The 17,177-nt window shown below is 46.4% G+C and carries 10 protein-coding genes; 4 read left to right on the top strand and 6 right to left on the bottom strand.

The window, feature by feature from the left end; genetic code table 11:
- The first annotated feature begins 351 nt into the window (after positions 1–351).
- The 4 genes from Q0668_RS10160 to Q0668_RS10145 all read left to right on the top strand — a co-directional run bounded on the left by Q0668_RS10160 (position 352) and on the right by Q0668_RS10145 (position 4,214).
- The gene (locus Q0668_RS10160; protein ID WP_298863777.1) at positions 352–909 is read left to right on the top strand and encodes an RNA polymerase sigma factor; all 558 of its coding nucleotides are present in this window, start codon (positions 352–354) and stop codon (positions 907–909) included.
- Between the two features lie 22 nt (positions 910–931).
- Positions 932–1,606, top strand: a complete 675-nt coding sequence (locus Q0668_RS10155; protein ID WP_298863774.1) for a hypothetical protein — start codon at positions 932–934, stop codon at positions 1,604–1,606.
- A gap of 82 nt (positions 1,607–1,688) precedes the next feature.
- Positions 1,689–3,524, top strand: a complete 1,836-nt coding sequence (locus Q0668_RS10150; RefSeq protein ID WP_298863772.1) for a hypothetical protein — start codon at positions 1,689–1,691, stop codon at positions 3,522–3,524.
- Between the two features lie 375 nt (positions 3,525–3,899).
- A complete protein-coding gene (locus Q0668_RS10145) occupies positions 3,900–4,214 on the top strand; it encodes a hypothetical protein (protein ID WP_298863770.1) in 315 nt (104 codons plus the stop codon).
- A gap of 66 nt (positions 4,215–4,280) precedes the next feature.
- On the opposite strand, the gene Q0668_RS10140 is transcribed toward Q0668_RS10145, so the two are convergent.
- From Q0668_RS10140 to Q0668_RS10115, 6 genes are all read right to left on the bottom strand, one after another.
- On the bottom strand, positions 4,281–5,975 hold the full coding sequence (locus Q0668_RS10140; RefSeq protein ID WP_298863767.1) for a SpoIIE family protein phosphatase: 1,695 nt from the start codon (positions 5,973–5,975) through the stop codon (positions 4,281–4,283).
- Positions 5,976–6,013: 38 nt separating this feature from the next.
- Positions 6,014–7,696 carry a SpoIIE family protein phosphatase gene (locus tag Q0668_RS10135; protein ID WP_298863765.1) on the bottom strand — a complete coding sequence of 561 codons (1,683 nt, stop codon included), beginning with the start codon at positions 7,694–7,696 and terminating at the stop codon, positions 6,014–6,016.
- A 112-nt stretch (positions 7,697–7,808) separates the two neighbouring features.
- Complete coding sequence (locus Q0668_RS10130) at positions 7,809–9,089, bottom strand: glucuronate isomerase (RefSeq protein WP_298863761.1); 1,281 nt, start codon at positions 9,087–9,089, stop codon at positions 7,809–7,811.
- Positions 9,090–9,279: 190 nt separating this feature from the next.
- Positions 9,280–12,576 (bottom strand): c-type cytochrome domain-containing protein, encoded by a 3,297-nt coding sequence (locus tag Q0668_RS10125; RefSeq protein WP_298863758.1) that lies wholly within the window; start codon positions 12,574–12,576, stop codon positions 9,280–9,282.
- Between the two features lie 93 nt (positions 12,577–12,669).
- Positions 12,670–15,471 carry a PPC domain-containing protein gene (locus tag Q0668_RS10120; protein ID WP_298863755.1) on the bottom strand — a complete coding sequence of 934 codons (2,802 nt, stop codon included), beginning with the start codon at positions 15,469–15,471 and terminating at the stop codon, positions 12,670–12,672.
- A 288-nt stretch (positions 15,472–15,759) separates the two neighbouring features.
- The coding region (locus Q0668_RS10115; protein WP_298863752.1) for a DUF1549 and DUF1553 domain-containing protein at positions 15,760–17,177 on the bottom strand (1,418 nt) is incomplete at its 5' end.

Here is a 17,177-nt window from a genome sequence, read left to right as displayed (position 1 = left end):
GATTCGAGCCTGGATCGATTCCTGGCTCAACCCAAATGGGAAATATCGGTTAAATGATCTTCCTTAATTATCATAACTGCGATAAGTAAAGTCAACATTAGAAAACTGATTTCTTTGGAACTGACCGAAGCGTGCACTTGAATACAAACATATACCATCTGACATTACTGGCTGTTTCACAAATTTCTTGATACCAGCTGAAACCAATGGCAAGTGGGATTGGTATATTTAATAGAATGGCCTGAGGTTTTGATTTAGATTTCTCTAGTATTGTAAGCCCTCGTGAAAAAGCAGGAACAGGAAAGCCTGCTGGAGATGGCCGCAATACATGACTAAAAACGGGATTTCTCCGTGAATGAAGAAGATGCGGCGTTAGTCCGAAGTTGCCTGGAAGGTAATCCGGAAGAAATGCGCGCATTTGTTGCACGGTTTCAAAGTTCGATCTTTGGACTCTGTTACCGAATGTTAGGACATCGGCACGATGCCGAAGATGTGGCACAGGAAGTTTTTGTTCGCGCATTTCGCAGCCTTCACCAATGGGACACTGCCCGCACATTAAAACCCTGGTTATTGACCATCGCCGCCAATCGATGCAGAACATTTCTGAGCAAAAGGTCGAAACGACCAATTCCTGCAGAGTTCGCTTCTGAATTGGCAGTTTGTCAATCGCCAGAACAATTACAAGATCTCGGTGAAGAACTTCAGAACGCCATTAATCTGTTACGCGAAGACCATCGTACGTGTTTTATTTTATTTCATCAGGAACAAATGAGCTGTCAGGAAATTGGAGAAGTACTGGAGCGACCGGAGGGAACCATCAAAACATGGTTACACCGGTCGAGACAGGAATTAGCGTCAACACTCAGACAGCGTGGAATTGTACCAGAGGTCAGACATGAATCTCGTTGATTACCAATCAGAAATTGAAAACATGATCGAAACACAAAATTTCGATCAGCGCCCGAAACTGGAAAATCTGGCAACGCAAACACCAGATCATCAGAGAGTCTGGGAAGACTTTCTGATCGTAGAACATACATTGCCCGCCTGGAAACAATCGCTGCCTGATGTCGACCTCGTCGAGGCTGTCTTTTCACAACTCGCTGAATCGCAGCACTCCAGTCTGGTTCAGTTAAAACCCGGGAAGATCTCCGCTCCACAAAACAGAAAGTCACGTTCAAGCACCCGTTGGATTTATGCCAGCGTCCTGACCGTGGCTGCTTTATTAATTGCGATTTCCATTAATGTTTCGATTGATCATTCCGATGTGCTGCCCTCCAATACTATGGCAGTCAATCAGAGCGTGAAACCCGTTCAACCCGTACTTTCAACACAAGCAAAGACCAGCGATAACAAATTGAACCAGTTACTGCAAAATGCCAGAGCCGCCTCCTGGGGACTGGCACAAAGCACCGCGGGCACGATGACAGAAGCCGTGAACCTGGTGCCCGTCGCGCAAGCTGCTCCCGGTTCGACAGACAACATGCCTGAAGAATCTAACTGGGTCGATGATATCAACAAAGAAATGCAACCACTGAAAGATCAGATTGGACATGCCTGGAATTTCATCATTCATTCTGTTCCTGAAGAATCCACAAATATTTAACTCGTTTCCGTTCCTGAATGAGATACGATTTCTCATTTCAAATTGTTTAAGACTTGCCAGGAGTGCGCCAGGTATGGAATTTATGAAACAACAAAATCGATTGAAACCAAATCTGATGCTAACACACCGAATTTTACACTCGCTCACTCTGGCATTTGCACTCTTTGTATCTGTCGGCATATCATCGGCAGTCGCTGCAGCGCCGCTCACTCCACAGCCCCTAACCCAACTGGTTGATGATCAAGCCGGGATCTATTTCGAAGCCACTGATCTGAATTCACATTTGAAACAATTTCTCGATTCCTCTCTGGTCAAACGCTTTCGGCAAACTCAAGTGTTTAAGTCATGGCTCGAGAGCCAGGATGTCAAAAACCTCAAACAGGGATTACGCGATATCGAATCGGTAACGCAGCAACCCCTGCTCCCTTTGCTCAATCAGATCTTTGGTGAATCCGTGGGACTGGCTGTTTTTAATAATGGCCCGAAAAAAAATCCTTCCCTGCTTTTATTGACCCGAGTCAAAGACACAAACAACACCAAAAGTCTGTTTGAAAATTGGTTCGAAAAAACAGGAATTGAGGTCACGCCATCCTCATATCAAGATGTCTCCTATTTTATAGCCAGGCATCAGGCATCAGCCGCCGATAATTCAGCGCCACGGGTTTACTATTCCTTTCTGGAACAAACGCTGATTGTTACTGAAAATAAACAGATTTTGCAATCGACCATCGATCTGCATGTAAACCAACATCTCAAAAAACAGTCTCGCGAAAAGCAATCGAGCCTGTTCAATCTGAAAATGTATCAACGTGCTCAGTCGGTCTTGACTAAAAACATAACAGGCTCCGTCTTTTTGAATCCACGAATCTGGGACGAGCACATCATTTTACCCAAAAATGAAATCGAGAAAGGCGTTGTCAACTGGTGGCATAAAACAGGGGGAGTGACTGCCGGACTTCATCTCAATAATACGGTAGCGCTGGAAACGGTGATCCTGTTTAATTCTGAAGAGATCAACCTCCCCTTACTGAATGTCTTACGAGTCCCTGCCGAGACACCAGATCAATTCAGTCAGATTCCGAAAAATGCACTGGCTGTACTCTCCGGACAACTCAACGTCCATTTGCTGACGCGAAAAATCGTTGACTTCTATGCTGATAAGAATCCCGAGAAATGGCAGAAAATTCATGCCGTCAGTATCGGCCTGCTCGGAGGACTCGATCCGGTAACAGAACTCTCCAAAACACTAGGTCCTAATATTCTATTTTATTCGGTTCCACGCAAAAAACTCTCTTTTGACTCAATTCCCTTTGATGGTCTTGTAGCTCTGCAGCTCTCAACATCCGATTTACCAACGGGTGCAACAAACAAATCGCGATCTCGTTTTGCTCTTGAAAATGTGGCGAATTATTTGATGAACAGCATGATTACTCATTACAACGCCGAGGAGTCGCATATTGAGAACCCTTCTATCTTTAAGAGCGAAGACCATAACTTATATAAAATGCGCTGGATCGAAGGCATGGGACCTTATCAGCCTGCTTACGGAATTAACGAGCAACAGCTTGTTTTTGCCAGTTCTCCCGAATTGATCAAGGAGTTTTTCACTTTGAAATCAGAAGAGAGTCTCGCCGCACTTCCCGTATTTCATACATGGAAAGAAACTTTTTTCCGAGAAGAAAAACAGCTCTGTTTCTTCAACATCACCTCGATTCGAGCCTTTATCGATCAGAATTCTGACTTTCTAGCGCAACAACTCGCCAAGGGTCAGGGGGGAGACCTGGAAAAAGGCCAGAAAAAACTGTCTGGATTGAAAAGTCTGCTCCAATCCTTTGATGGGTTCTTTTTTGCAGCCGGTTTTCAGAAGTCCCAGGTCCGAGTCATCCTGGGTCTGGGTTCACTGGACCCCACAAACTGAAATTCTTTGATTCTGTACACAATTCTGAACACAGACGCTTTATCCCTACCCGATAATCGGCATAACCGGGATGACTACTCAATCGGCAATCTCTATCGCACTTATCAGTGTTAATTATTTTAAACAGACTGCCCAATCCCATTTTAGTGGGAATACTAATAGAGTAGGTTAGCTCCTTATTCTTTCCCAGGCCAGAAATAATTTGGTTTTGCGGATCGATTCTTCTCAAAAAGAACATCAACAGGAAATGAGATACTCAGGGATAACCATCCCAGATCAATATTTGATTTTCTTATATTGATTCTTATCACTGCGTATTTACTAATCAGTTAATTCAGGCAAAGTTACTCCCCTCTAAAAAGGCTTAAATTAAACATGGTAAAACAGCTTGACCCCCCAACAGAATTGGTCGTGGATCGTCGACGCGTAAAGCGAAGAATCGCTTCCGCTACTGAAGCAATTCATGAAAAGCATGAAGTTATCGATCAGCGTAAAGTAGAACGACGACGTCAGATTGATCCAACAACTTGCGAACGTGACTATAGCGAGCCCGAAGTGGACTTCATGAAAGCCATGGATGACTACAAAAGGCGAAGTGGACGTCAGTTCCCAACCTGGAGTGAAGTGCTGGAAGTAATACACAGCATGGGATATCGAAAAGTCGCAGAACCAACCGAGATTTCCCTTTAACCCAAATTGGGATTCAGCATTAAAATCAATGAGTGAGACGCGAATTCTTCGCGTCTCACTTTTCATTTAAGCCGGGTCCCGACCGATAATCACCAGCGTCAAATCATCATATTGTTCATTTTGACCCACAAATGTTTTGACCGCTTGCAAGATCGAAGCGCCCAGTTTGCTGGATCCTGTCTTTGATTCAAGAATGGCTGCCTTTAATCGATCAAGGCCAAACTGTTCGCGTTCTTCATTCATCGCCTCGGTCACGCCATCTGTGAACAGAATCAATCGTTCGCCGGGTTGAAACTGATGCTGAATCGTTTGATAGTCGTAATCTTCCATCACTCCCAGCGGAACGCTCGGATGATCTCCCATCAGCTCTCTTAATGTGCCGTCTGGCTCAAAGAGCAATGGAACCAGATGACCCGCGTTAACAAAGGAAATCAGATTTCGTGTAAGATCGATCTGTCCCAGAATGAACGTGATAAATCGCCCATCGTGCGCCGATTCATCGATATGATGGTTTACCCGATGCACAGCATCAGTCACATCGGTCACAAACTCCACTGTACTGCGAACGGCACTGCACACACGCGACATCACCAGTGAAGCAGGAACTCCTTTACCCGCTACATCCCCCAAAGCAAACCAGATGAGACTTTCATCCGTCTTAATCAAATCGTAATAATCCCCACCCACGGCCCGGGCTGCCTCATAGGATGCAAAAAAATCGTATCCCGCAATTTCAGGTATTTTTGCAGGCAAAAGCCCTTTCTGCACGCGAGCTGCGATCTCCATCTCATTATCGTAGCGCTGTTTTTCCACATGTGATATCATCAATCGGGCACTCTCATACGAAAGTGCAGTCTGACCGGCTATCACCATTAAAAGTTCCAAATCGTCCTCAGAAAACATCTGACCCGCAAGTTGTGTATCCAGGTTGATTATCCCAATCACGCTACCATCCATGCCCAGCATCGGTGCACACAGGATCGAGCGTAGCGTCAACGTAGAAACCGATTCACTAAGCTCAAACCGTTCATCATTGGCGGCATCTGCTGAAAGCACACCCGTTTTATTATCGGTCACCGCTTTCAAAACAGTCCGACTAAGCTGCAACGCTTCGTGATCATTTTCACGTCGATGCCGGATTGCTTTCGGAAAAAATCGCAGTTTCTCTTGATCGCGCAATAAAATACAGCCTCGATCTGCAGCAGGGAAAATATGAAATAAACCCTCTAGAACCTTCTCGGCCATGGAATCCAAATCAGATGCGGAAGCGATCGTACGACTGATTTTCAGAATCGCCTTCAATTTGATTTCCGGCTTAATCTGATAGCTCTCGATCTCTCCCGAAGGCTCAGACGCTCTCAATATCGTAGATTTATCTATGGCAGGAGGCCGGAGTGAAACATTCTTCAGAGAAGGAATGAAACCATAAGAAGTCAGCAGACCTTCATTCGGACTTTTTTCATATTCAGAATCGCTGGAAAATTCCAGGAGAAAAGGACCGATCGATATTTGGTCGCCTGACAGCAATACGACCGGGTCTTTTACAAGTACATTGTTAACAAAAGTCCCGTTACCACTACCGAGATCTTCCAGAAGATATTGCTCATCCTCGCTAACATTAATGCGGGCATGATAGCGAGATACCGTATTGGATTTCAGGCAGACATTACAATCCGGATGGCGGCCCAGCGTAATCTGCTCCCCCTTGATTTCCAGTCTGGAACTATCGCCATTATTTTGTAAATACAGGCTGGCAGACATGGTTTGGCTATCAAGTTGGTAGTAATAAAAACATCAGTTCAGGAAACACGCCCGAATGTCATTATTGTTATATCATCATTCTGTGGACGGCCATCAGCGTGCCGCCTGACATCTGCTAATAATGCCTGCCCTAACTCGGCTGCATTTTTATCTTTGTTTGATTTAATAAAATCGCGCATCCGGTCTAACGTATATAACTCACCAGCGGGATTCATCGCTTCGTCGACACCATCCGTAAACAGAATGATGATTTCACCAGGAGCCATTTCGTGTTCCACAACTTCGTAAGGATAACCTTCCATCACACCAATCGGCATTCCAATACTCTCATCCGGAAATTCTTCAAGTGAACCATCAGATTTAAGAATCATCGGTGACATATGACCGGCGTTTACCAATGATAATCGATTATTATTTGTATCCAGAATCACAAGTACATACGTTACAAAACGTCCCTCGACCGCGCTGTCACACATATGATCGTTAATCGCCTCGACAGCCGGACCGCACTCATGCACAAATCGCATGGTATTTTGAACGCAGCTTGACATGCGGGACATGATCATGGCGCCGGGAACTCCTTTTCCCGCAACATCACCAAACGAAAGTCCTATATTGTCATCGGGCAATTCGAATATGTCATAATAGTCCCCCCCGACCGCTTGTGCCGAATCGTATGAGGCGAAAAATTCATAACCTTCGACTTCAGGAACCGAACTGGGTAGTAAACCCTCCTGCACACTACGGGCGATGTCCATCTCATTGTCCTGCTTCTGCTTTGCCATGTAGGAAGTCATCAACCGCGCACTTTCATACGAAAGCGCAGCCTGGCCTGCAACCGACATCAATAAATCCAAATCTTCTGCCTGAAATTGCTGCACTGGATTTTGCGTATCAATATTGATAATTCCAATCGGCTCCTCAGAAAGCCCCAGCATTGGGACACACATCATGGACCGAATTGACAAATTGGAAATTGATTCACTGGCGTCAAACTGTGCATCGCTTGCTGCATCGGCAGATAATATGCCAGACTTTTCTTCCAGAACTTTCCGCACGATCGTTCGGCTAAGTTTGACGGTCGCATCTTCCCCTGCACGACGGTGCTTGTAGGCACGGGGAACCATTTCCCCGTTTGAATCATCTTTGAGTAAAATACAACCCCGGTCGGCCGCGGGAAAAATATGAAACAGCGAAGTCAGAATTTGTGGCAAGAGTTTTTCCAGATCCACTGTTCCTGCGAGACTGCGGCTGATTTCAATCATTGCTTTTAATTTGGATTCGGGACGGACATCAAGACCACCAAAGCCCCCTCCGCCGGCAACAGCCCCCATGATGGTTGCCGATTCGTCATCACCCTCTTCTTCCGAAAATCCGATATCAAAACCGGTCTCCTTCAGTGCTGACACCGGACTCGACTTCGTTTGGCTACTCTGATCGGCTTCAAAACGAAACAGAATCGGACCTACTTTCAGACGATCCTCATGAGCCAGTAAAGTGCGGCCTTCGATCTTTTTACCGTTGACAAAAGTTCCATTACCGCTTCCCAGATCTTCTACGAAATACTGATCACCATCTCCAACGACATGCGCATGGCGGCGCGATACCATATTGGAATCAAGCTGAATCTGACAATCTGGATGCCGACCCATGACTGTCTCTTCGCCAGTTAGTGAATAAGAGACTGCCTGACCCGCCTGTAACATGACCAACGTAGCCATCTAAAATGCCCCTGTTATGAAATGATAATGAGATGTTTAAAACTGGAATTGAATGATATTTTAAAGCTCAGCGGGCCCTGATGCAATCGCTTCAATAGATTGAGTCTCATGATTAACAACCAAAAATTGTCTCAACATTCCCTCGCAAAACCAGCTTTCCAAGTTCAATCGCACGTTGTTCCGACCAATTACGGCTGATTACAAAATCAGTGGCCAAAACATTCGCTAATACACGACGATACATACGAAACTTCGGTAAGGCAAACTCAAGTTTGTACATATCGCTGTAATAACCAATTTGCTTCGTTTTCGGCACCGCTTCCAGGCGGCTTTTACAATCGAAGGTAATAAATGCCGGAGTATTGGAATACCACCAGTGACCATTGATGACCACATTCGGAAATATCCAACTGTAGCTGACCAGTTCCTGATTACTGGTACTCGTTAAAACCGAAACAGGAAAAGTCACATTCGGAAATGCATTGAACAAATCCTTGTAGAGGATCAGAGAAGTTCGTTTATCATACAAATCCTGCCCTTGATAAACACCTGCTTCATACACCCGACGATTGACGCCGATCATCAGATCAAAGGGAAGTTGATGTTCGGCACAGTATTCAGCCAAGGTCCAGAACACAAATTGACTGACGGTTCGCGCCTCTTCACAACTTAATTCTGATCCCGCGTAAAGCGATCTCACTACCGAGTCGGCCTGATCTGCAGTCACTGAAACAGGAGAAAAATCGGGGGGCAACGAAATGGCACAGGCCCGCGCCCCTTTGGATGTAAAATGAGAAAACAACTTGCCGATTGCTTCCCTCAGCGTGCTGGCACATCCAATATCCATTTGAGTTGATTTGGCCAGACGCTCGCGCGTTTCACTTTTGGAAAGGTGAAACACCAGATCATCGGTGCGTAGACACGGAATGTAAAGATTTGTATCAAAGCCTTCCAGAGGATCATCGAAATCATTCGTCAAAAAGACCTGTTCGAGCCCGCTCTGTTTTAAGACCTGCTGTTCCCAGTCTGGTTGCGCCATTTTCTTGGCAGCGGTGTCGTAGAGATTCTCCCAGTTGGACTCTGTAATCGCTTCGTCCTGGAAGTCAAAGAACTCTTTGCAGATATCCAATAACCAGCTGACCTGGATGGTATTGTCCAAATCTCCCAACTGAGTCACCAGACGCCCGACTTTTTCTTTGGGATCGATACCGGGTTCTTCAATTAACTCTTTGGCTAAGCCTGCAGAGTGTGCTAACTCAGTGTAGTAATGATATCCCATGATATCTGCCAACGTGGTAGAAGCGGCCGCATGGGGATTGATATGAGTATGAGGGTCAATCAGAATCAGACTCTCTAATTCTGCGAAAATACGTGCACTGAGCTGTTCGGACATGATCTGGCGTTTCCTGCTGAGTTCTGACAAGATTTAATTTCTTTAGCGAATATAATCAGTCGACCGGTACAGTGCAATCAGGTGATCAAACCCGGAAGATTTTCACAAACAAAACACAAAAAAAGTGACTCTGCAGCAGATGTTACAGAGTCACTTGAACATGATTAGTTGATCTTAAAGTCGAATAGACTTATTTACCAGCTTTTGCCTGTTGATTGGTTGCCGGTACAGGAGGGGGATTAAAGCTGCTTAATAACTTACCGGTTTTGGCATCCCAAACTCGCAGTACTCCATCTTCACCACCGGCAATCACAGTCGCTTCATCTCGGCTGCCGGCCACGCTGTAAACGTAATCAGTGGAACCAGCCAGATTGCGAAAATTAGAACCATTGGTTGTCAGATGCATGCGAACGGTTTTATCTCCGCCACCGCTGACAATATTAGCACCCAGTCCGATGAAGCTGATTGAGGTCACTTGTTTGGAATATCCTTTGATCGTTCGTTTTTGTTCGCCGGTTTCAATGTTCCAGACTTTAATTACATTATCTGCACCCGAACTAACGACCGTCGATTCATCAGCTTTCCAGGAGACATCGAGAACGTGATGTGTATGTCCTTCAAACGATTTTACAAACTTACCTGTTGCCACGTCGAAGATTTTCACAAACTTATCAGCAGCACCACTCAGTACTGATTTACCGGTAGGAGAGAAACGGATACCAAGAACCGTATCGCTATGAGGACTATCAAATTTCCGAACGACCTTTCCCGTCGCGACATCCCATAACAGGATTTCGCCACTACGTGAAGGATCGCCGCCTCCGACAGCCAATAATTTCCCATCGGGACTGAAATCCAGGCAAAGCGCCCGATTCGAAATTGGTGATGCGCCTACCTTTGTAGGATCTTTCGCATCAGCCCCTAACTGGGCGACCAACGACCAGACAGGTTGCAGACTTTGAATCAGCACTGTCTTATCTGCACTACCGGAAATCACAGCCGTTTTTGACAGATAGGCTACTGATGAGACGCCTGCAGTATGACCAGATAATGTATCCAGTTCTTTTCCGGTAGTCACATTCCAGAGACGTACCTTCTGGCTGTCATCACCGGTTACAACCTGCTTACCATCTTCCGAGAACGCCACTGCTTTCATCGGAGTCAAGACGGCTGCCTGTTTTTTCGCTTCTGCCAATACAACGTCTACCTGCTTGGTAACGGCATCCAGGGCGGCTTTCTCTTTGGTTCGCTCTACCAATTGTCCTTTGATTTTTATCAGAGTTGTACCAGCAACTTTAACAGAGCGTTCGGAAGACGTAATCTTTTTCGCTGCCGCTGTTGCCGCATCGGTTAATTTCTTTGATTCTGCTTCCGCAGCAGCGACCGCTTTGTCAGCGGCTGCCGTGTTCGCCTTCGTAGCCGCTAACTTCGTCGCAGCTGTCACAGCAGCGACTGCTTTAGTAACTGCCTGTTTTGCTGTGTTGAGGGCTGTTGTCGCCAGCTTTGTATCGTTCGTTTGTTTCGCTTTAGCAGGCGCCAACTTTTTCGTGGCGGCATCAAAGGTTGCCTGTGCTTTTGCCACCGCGTCTTGCTTCTTTTTAGCAGCCGTCTTATCAGCAGGATCTGGCTTGACTGCATTGGCAGTATCCAAAGCGGCTTTTGCTGTCGCCACCTCTTTTTCGATAGCGGTAATGGCGGTCTGATTTGCCAGATTCACCTGCTTTAACTTAGCGTCTGCAGCAGCAACGGCTTTATCTGCAGCCACTTTTTCTGCATTGGCTTTCGCAACAGCATCATCACCTTTCTTTTTATGGTCAGCCAGCAATTTTGCAAGTGCATCCTTGGCGGCTTTCACTTTCGGAGCATAATCGGTCACCTTTTTCTGAGCTACAGGCAATGCCTTTTTCGCAGCAGCCAGCTCCTCATTTCGTTTTTTCACTTCTGCTTCACGATCTTTCACGTTCTTATCAGCGGCTTTGACGGCTGCATCACCTAACGCTACTTTTTGTTTCGCGATCGTCTGTGACTCCGTGGCCAGAACCATTTGACGTTCTTTACCCAAGTCGCCACGGAATTCCTTGAGCATCTTACCATCGCTCAATTGCCAGATCTTTCCAGTTCCATTGACGGATACCGATACCAGAGTTTTGGCATCCGGACTGATATCGACGGCGGTTACGGGAGCAGCATGATTGATTGACCGAATCTGCTTTTTGCCCTTCAGGTCCCACACGCGAACGGTGCCATCTTCACTTCCGGAAACCAACTGTATTCCCGCTGGCAAGACCAGCTTGATAGAGGTAATCGGTTTGGTATGTCCTTTGAGTTCAACCAGTGCGGCTGGAATCGCAGGAGCTTTTTCACCAGCCTTTGGTGCGGGAATCGTCAGCGGCCAGACATAAATAATGTTATTCGCTCCGCCGGCGACTACCTGAGTTCCATCTTTACTGACAGTCAAAGCATTAATGACTGCGGGGGTTTTCATTGTGGAAATTTGCTTTCCATCGGCGTCATTCCAGACACGCAAACTCTGATCGGCAGACGAAGTCACAACTTTAGTACGATCCGGTGTAAAAGCCAGACCTTTAATAACTCCAGTGTGCCCTTTTAAATCTACTAATTTCGACCCTGCGGGCAATTTCCACAGTGATGCACCATTGTCGGCTGTCACTACAGCCAGCACACTACGGTCTGCATTCAACGCCAAACTGGTAACTGCTGCCGGAAGATCAATTTTTTTAACAACACTGCCTAACGATTTCTTCCAGAGTTTGACAACCCGATAACCGCCTGAAGCAAGCAAAGTCCCATCAGAATTGAACGTCAGAGAATGTACAAAATCCCGATGTGCGGCCCCTTGTGGATAAAACGGCTTGCCCTCTTTTTGTAATTTGACAAGAACAGGATCGTTTAACTTAGCCACTTCGGTTCCGGAAGCAAGGTCATAAACGGCAATTCGATTCGCCCGCCCCACTGCGGCATAACGTGCCCATGGAGAAAGAGCTGTACTGTAAATGGAATTTAATCCGGGTGGTAATGACTGCCAGGCAACGCCCGAATCTGAAGACTTTCCACTGGATTTAGCACCTTCAATAATCCACTGACGAAGTATTCCGACCTGTTGAGGAGTCAGGGCTTTCGCACCCACTTTATTAGGCAATGGGGGCATAAAGCTTTCTTCAGTGCGAGATGCCACTTGATAGAGATAACTTTCATCTGGCTTTCCAGGCACAACCGAAGCACCACTGTCCCCACCCTTGATCAGGGCTTCGGCACTTTCCAGAACGAGTGCACCTTCTTTTTTGGCGATGTTATGGCAGGCGATACAATTCGCATCCAGAATCGGAAAGACATCTTTCTCAAAGCTGACAGGCCGCCCTAATGCGATTTTCGCAGGTACGATCGGTTTTTCTTCCGCTACTGCAAAATTTCCTGCGATAAAAACTGCAGCTAACATTACACATAAATTAGCAAACCTGTTCCGCATAACATGCCCCTCTATTATCACTGTTTGAGCAGTTGAAATATACGACCAACTGTCTGTGTTTGATTCTGAAGTAACTATTTCTGAATATTGATACTACTTGGTAACTTTTAATTTAATTGCTGCATCTACTAAAGCTTCGCCCTGAAAATCGGCTTTGGCCTGAACTACTAAATTGGCTAAATCCCCTTCAGTAGCGTCAGCACCGGCCTTAATCTGAATCGTCGCATCCGTCTTGTCTGCGGGAATCTGTACAGTCGCCGCTGTGACTCCTTTAATGCCAGGAGGCAGTGGCAACGTTAATTGAACAGGCCCTTTAAACCCATTGACACGTTTGATGGTGGCCTTCACATCAATGGCTGCCCCCTTCTTCAATGCACCACCACCGGGAACTGCTAACGTCATTGTAACCGGTGCCGGATTCACTCGAATGACTAAGGGAGTCGAAGGAGCATAGACTTTAACCGTCTTGGCTGTAGCCGCTTTTGTCGCAGCAGCCACCTTTGCATCTGCCGCTTTTTTAGCAGCAGTTGCAGTTTTCACAGCTGCGGTTGCGGCAGTGACTTCCTGAACGGCTTTTGCCTGTTCCACTTTCTTCTGGGCTGCAGTTTTCGTTTTGTCTTTGGCTAGTGCATCCCGTTTTTTGGTTGCAGCAACGAGCGCCGCCTGTGCGTCGGCTAATTTCTTAGCCTGTTCCGCCTGATCCTTTTTGGCTTCGTCTACCTGTCCGGGATTACGACGGTAAGAGACATCAACCGTCGACTGTAGATAAGCAGTATAGACGCCAGGTTTGGCATTGTTGTTCACAAATAACTGAAACAGTTCGTCCTGCTTGCCTTTCGCAATGGTTTTATTCTGAATGGTGATATTGCTGTTTTTAGGGATCCCATTCCAGGCCAGCGCAACCGCATTATCAAATCCTGTTCGCTTGATAACTTTGACGGGAACCAAAATCTGTCGCCCCTGATTCACTTTTATTTCAGTCACATTAGCCACAACCTGATAGGGGGCTACTTCATCAATGACCGACAACCCCAGAGAACGTGCGATACGAGAATTTGCACGAATATTAACCGCAACGGGCCGTAATACTGTTGCAGCACGAGCAACGCGTTCCAGCTTCTTAGAGTCTGCTCCGGTGGCCTGACCGACAATTTCAATCTGGCCTGACCATTTTTTTGCAGTTTCATCAGCCTGAATAATCATCTCTGCGTTATTCGTACCCACACCGATACTAGCCCCTTTGCAGGAAACTCCTGCGGGTAAACCTTTGACTGAAAGGTCTATCGTTTCGTTAAATCCATCCTGGCGTAATGCCATTACGGAAATTTTGAAACAATCACCTTTACGCAGTGCGATCGAGGCGGGTGCACCACCCGTATTCACCGCTTGAGGATTCAAAGGTAATGCAGCAAGCCGAAAATCTGGCGTGGGCTGGCGAATCACAGCACGATACAACATGCGAGGATTTCCACGTGTTTCAAATTGAAGATCACGCAGTGTTACCCGAAATACACCATCAGCGGGAGCGGTAAATAAGTAGTAGGGATCATCCGTGCGAGTATCAAACAGTTTTCCACCCAGATCGGGAAAAACGCTGGTGGCCCCCACATTGGCCAACCGTTTGAACGTTTCTTTTCCAGCTTTGTCTTTGATGACCTGATCGACAACAATCACAGGGTCCATCACAATTCCATTTCGCTGACCAAAAACTTCAATCGAATACTTCTGTTTTGCCTTACCTGCAAACCGAAAAGTATCAACGTCATTTTTCGCTTCAAATTGACCGACAAACTCTCCAGGTAAAGTAAGTGTCTCTTCCACGTTTTGTTCATCCCGAACGATTTTGCCTTCTGCAAAGTAAATCGTCATAGGATTCGAACTGCCTGCTGGTGTTTCCCAGACGTAGGAAAATCCATCAGCACTCACTTCATGGGGAAAGCCCTGTTCGCCCATCTGTAACGTAGCTGGTTTGGCTGGTATTGCAATTTTAACCTGCACCTCTTGAAGCGGTTTATCACCAAGACTCCAGTCTGAGGTTTTTCCGCCCGGCAAGTTGTAGCCGTATAATGTATGATTTGTAGTTGTTCCCGGCGTTCCGGAAGGTGGCATCACAAATTCAATGTGCGGTTTTTTGTGGATACCTAATCGATAAATGTGTTGTACGCCCCCCGTGTATGTCAAATCGCGAACTTTAACCTGATAGGTTCCATCTGCGGGCAATGTGTAATTCAAATAGGGGTCGTTGCGAAAAGTATCTCTTTCGGTAGCCAACCGTTTATGGTCGGGACCATAGAGTTCTACAATCGCCACCATTGGCGAATCAATGCGAGAGGCCCGACAATCGATCGAAACCTTTTCCCCCTTCTTGCCGGGGAACGAATAGTAATCCACATCTGTTGCCGATTGCAAAGTCGCATTCACTAAGGAATCCATTGCCACAGGTGTGGCCTGAGCCGACTTATTGTTGGGCTCCACTTCTGCTTTTTCCGGCAGATCCCCAACTACAAATGAACGCGGATTACTGAGACCATACAGGCCATGCGCTCTGACATCATAAACACCGACTGGCACTGCTTTGTCGATCGTAACCAGAAATGTATTTGCAACAGGAGTCTTTTTGCCTTTGCTCTCCAGCATCTTGGGAACCGCTTTAATCCCGGTATGACTGAATGACAAAGCGTCCAGTTTTTCCAGATCTTTTCCACTCGTCACACGGACTTCAACCGTTTGACCTTTTTGTCCTCCCGAAGGAGATACAGCGTACACAGCGGTTTGAGGTAACTGTGCCCGAACAATGGAAAAGCCCGTTAGAAAGAATGAACTAATTCCTGCAACGAGAAAACAAACAACCTTCGCAAAATAACGACGTTGATCAAAAAATCGCGTATGCGTCATAGTACTGCTACCAATTTTCTGGATGGAAGTTTCTGGGAGGAATTCAGGAGGGAACCTGCGGGCAAGCCCGGTTCTCAACAAGAGAACCGGGAGCCACAGGTTAACTTAAGTTTATTGTAAAAAAGCTGACAACCATTGTCTAAACCTAAAATAGCTGTCAGCTTAAATTTCGGAGACTTTTATCAGATTTTCAATTCCAGTTTGCATCCATTTTCATCATAGCGGCATCGACACCGATCTACTCGAACCAAACGGCTCGGGAGACGATGCCAGCAACCTGGATACAGACTAGTGGTTGAACAGGAATTCTTTGGTATTAATCAGTGCCCAGATAATATCTTCGTAGGCAACCTGAGGTTTTTCTTTGTGCCGTTCGATATAGGAAAGGGCAAATTTCATCTCCTGAGCTTGCGGTGCACGAGAATATACCCAACGGTAAAGTTCCTTTACCTTTTCTTCGTTCGAGCGTTTGGTATCTTTGGCGAGCATCGCCGCACGGCTGGCTCCCCCGGTGATCTTATCCTGAACTTCTTTACTGTTCAGCAAATGTAAACTTTGAGCAAGGTTCGCACTTTGTGATCGTTCGCACTCACAGGCTGTATCCGCTTGAGGTTGCCCGAATACTTTCAAAAAGTAGGGAGCCGAAGTAGCATCGGTAATCTGAACCGCTTTAGTATCCGCGGGTAGACCAGAGAAACGCTGTGTCGAATTAGTGACCTGATGAAAGACATCATACAGCACTTCCGCAGTGAGACGCTTCGGATAATAACGTGAGAAATTCTGCTTATCCTTCAGGTTATGCTCGTTTGGCAGCGAACTGAGTTGATAAGCATTGGAACGGCAAATCGCACGCACCAGTTCTTTCAAATCAAATCCGCTTTCGACAAAGTGTTTGGCCAGACCATCTAGAAGCTCCGGATTGGCAGGCGGATTCGTCGCACGCATATCATCTTCGGGTTCCACAATTCCTCGACCGAAGAAGTGTTTCCAATAACGATTGACCAGCGCTTTCGCAAAGAAAGGATTATCTGTTCGCGATAACCATTGCACGAGAGCAACCCGGGGGTCACGCTCCGGACTTAATTCCACCGGCGGCATTCCCAGCGCCGTTGGTTTGAGATTTTCTCCCGAACGAATATTCTTTGCTGTCGCAGCGCCTTCTTTATGAAAAATTCTCTTGTCCCGGAAACCACGCGTCCCAATCGATCCAGCAGTCGGATCTTTCGTTCCTACACGACTGAAGAAGGCGGCCAGACCATAATAGTCGTTCTGACTCCACTTCTCGAAGGGGTGATGATGACAACGGGCACATTGAATTCGCAATCCCAGAAATAGCTGAGCAGTATCTTCAACCTGCTCTTCAACAGTATTGACTTCTCGATACCAGACCACTGCAGGGTTTTGTCGGAACTCACCTGATGCGGAAAGGATTTGACCTACAAACTGATTGTATGGTTTATTTTCATACAAGCTATTCCAGATCCATTGATAGAAGGCATTCGTACCGGCGATATCAATCGGCTGCAGTTTTTTGTTGCGAAGAACCATGTTCCACTTATTAGCGAAGTAATCTGCATAAGCAGGGCTGTCGATCAGACGATCAATCAGTTTATCCCGTTTGGCAGCGTCTTTATCAGCTAAAAAGGCCTTAACTTCTTCTTCATTAGGAGTGGTTCCGGTGATGTCGATATAAACTCTTCGCATGA

Source organism: uncultured Gimesia sp. (assembly GCF_937910335.1).
Taxonomy (GTDB): Bacteria; Planctomycetota; Planctomycetia; order Planctomycetales; family Planctomycetaceae; genus Gimesia.
The sequence above is the reverse complement of the archived record's forward strand: the minus strand, read 5'-3'. Positions and strand labels throughout refer to the sequence as shown.

Coding starts and splice junctions, on each gene's coding strand:
- Q0668_RS10155 (WP_298863774.1), top strand. CDS start 932: ATGATCGAAACACAAAATTTCGATCAGCGCCCGAAACTGGAAAATCTG.
- Q0668_RS10150 (WP_298863772.1), top strand. CDS start 1,689: ATGAAACAACAAAATCGATTGAAACCAAATCTGATGCTAACACACCGA.
- Q0668_RS10145 (WP_298863770.1), top strand. CDS start 3,900: ATGGTAAAACAGCTTGACCCCCCAACAGAATTGGTCGTGGATCGTCGA.
- Q0668_RS10140 (WP_298863767.1), bottom strand. CDS start 5,975: ATGTCTGCCAGCCTGTATTTACAAAATAATGGCGATAGTTCCAGACTG.
- Q0668_RS10135 (WP_298863765.1), bottom strand. CDS start 7,696: ATGGCTACGTTGGTCATGTTACAGGCGGGTCAGGCAGTCTCTTATTCA.
- Q0668_RS10130 (WP_298863761.1), bottom strand. CDS start 9,089: ATGTCCGAACAGCTCAGTGCACGTATTTTCGCAGAATTAGAGAGTCTG.
- Q0668_RS10125 (WP_298863758.1), bottom strand. CDS start 12,576: ATGCGGAACAGGTTTGCTAATTTATGTGTAATGTTAGCTGCAGTTTTT.
- Q0668_RS10120 (WP_298863755.1), bottom strand. CDS start 15,471: ATGACGCATACGCGATTTTTTGATCAACGTCGTTATTTTGCGAAGGTT.